Here is a 1,321-nt window from a genome sequence, read left to right as displayed (position 1 = left end):
ATCGCCCAGGTTCCCCGGGCGATGTCATGGAGCTGCTGGTCGGAGAGCCCTTCGGTCCATCCGATCTGTGACCGCGCGAAGGCGTCCTTGCGCGGGTCGATCAGCCTGTGTCTGCCCAGCGTGATCTGGATCAACGCACCTCCTTGAGACCATCTCTTAACGGAGTCGATGCGTCTAAGGTAGCGGAGATGCGCCAGACCATCAATCTTCCTTGAAACGGGGTCTCATGGCCTTGCGGCTGTCCGCGTCCGCAGCCAGCGGCCGAGACATAGAAACGGCCCGCTTCCTGACGAGTTGACGGGATGCAGCCCCCAGGTGAGGATCACCCCGGAAAGGGGGCGGCAATGGGGGAACTGCCCGGAGGATTCGGCCCCGGGGACCGGCGCGCTGCATACGTGCGTGCCCTGTACGGGGATCTACCGACCGCGTTCACGATCCGCTGCTCCGCACAGAACCAGGGCTGCGGACGGAGCCGGGGAGTCGCCCTGGCTCTACCCCCTGGCGCGGAACATGCGCTGGTACTGCTGCCCACCATGGCGGCGCAACTGCCGATCCTGATCGAGCGCAACTTCACCGGAGTGGTGACCGGACCGTTGTGCCCACGGAAAGGGCACAACGAGTTCAAGGACAAGGGCATCGCGCACGTAGCGCCCGGCGCGCCCAAGGCGAAGGAGATCGCCGAGAAGTTCGAGTCTTCAGGCTCGACCCGGACCGTCATCGTGTGCGTGGACCTTGGAGCGCTGCGCCCCGGATTCGAGGAGTTTCACCGCACCGGCAAGCCGGGCATCGTATGGTGGTCGCCCGGAGAATCGGACACGCTGCTGAAACCCGAGTGGCAGCGCACCGCTATCCGCATCCAACCTGCATAAGTCAGCCACTGACGGTAGTCGGAAGTGCGGCCGTGGGACGCCGGAACCCTTGGAGGGTTTCGTCGTGCTGTTCAAGTACATGCTTGCGCTGGCTGGCTCGTTCCTGTTCTTCGTTGATCCTCTGCTGGCCTCCGGCATGATCCTGTTCTTCGCGCTCGCCATGCTCGCTCTCGTCGCTGCGGCGACGGCAGCGGCTCTGTGGTCCAAGCAGGCCCGCCGCCGTGAGGACGCCCGCCAGGTTCTCCTGATCCTGTGCGAGTTCTTCTTCGCCCCGAAGAAGAGGTAACCCCCGCACCGTCGAGAGGGCGAGGCTGACGGCGGAGGGGCTGCTGCGGCTCCCAGGTCGAGGCCGGTGCGGCACAGGCGCCCGGGGCAGGGGTCGTCACTCTCCCCGCCCGGGGCGCCTGGAGCGTACGGGCCCAGTCAGGGTCTGGGCAGCGGCAGGCCGGGCA

The 1,321-nt window shown here is 66.3% G+C and carries 2 protein-coding genes; both read left to right on the top strand.

Features of this window, described 5'->3' with window-relative positions; genetic code table 11:
* Nucleotides 1-395: 395 nt before the first annotated feature.
* On the top strand, nucleotides 396-869 hold the full coding sequence (locus tag ACFV9O_RS40490) for a hypothetical protein (protein ID WP_381676326.1): 474 nt from the start codon (nucleotides 396-398) through the stop codon (nucleotides 867-869).
* A 64-nt stretch (nucleotides 870-933) separates the two neighbouring features.
* The gene (locus ACFV9O_RS40485) at nucleotides 934-1,155 is read left to right on the top strand and encodes a hypothetical protein (protein ID WP_103492917.1); all 222 of its coding nucleotides are present in this window, start codon (nucleotides 934-936) and stop codon (nucleotides 1,153-1,155) included.
* Nucleotides 1,156-1,321 lie beyond the last annotated feature (166 nt).

The sequence above is a fragment of the Streptomyces sp. NPDC059909 genome (genome assembly GCF_042730885.1).
Lineage (GTDB): Bacteria > Actinomycetota > Actinomycetes > Streptomycetales > Streptomycetaceae > Streptomyces.
This window is presented reverse-complemented; position numbering and strand designations above follow the sequence as displayed.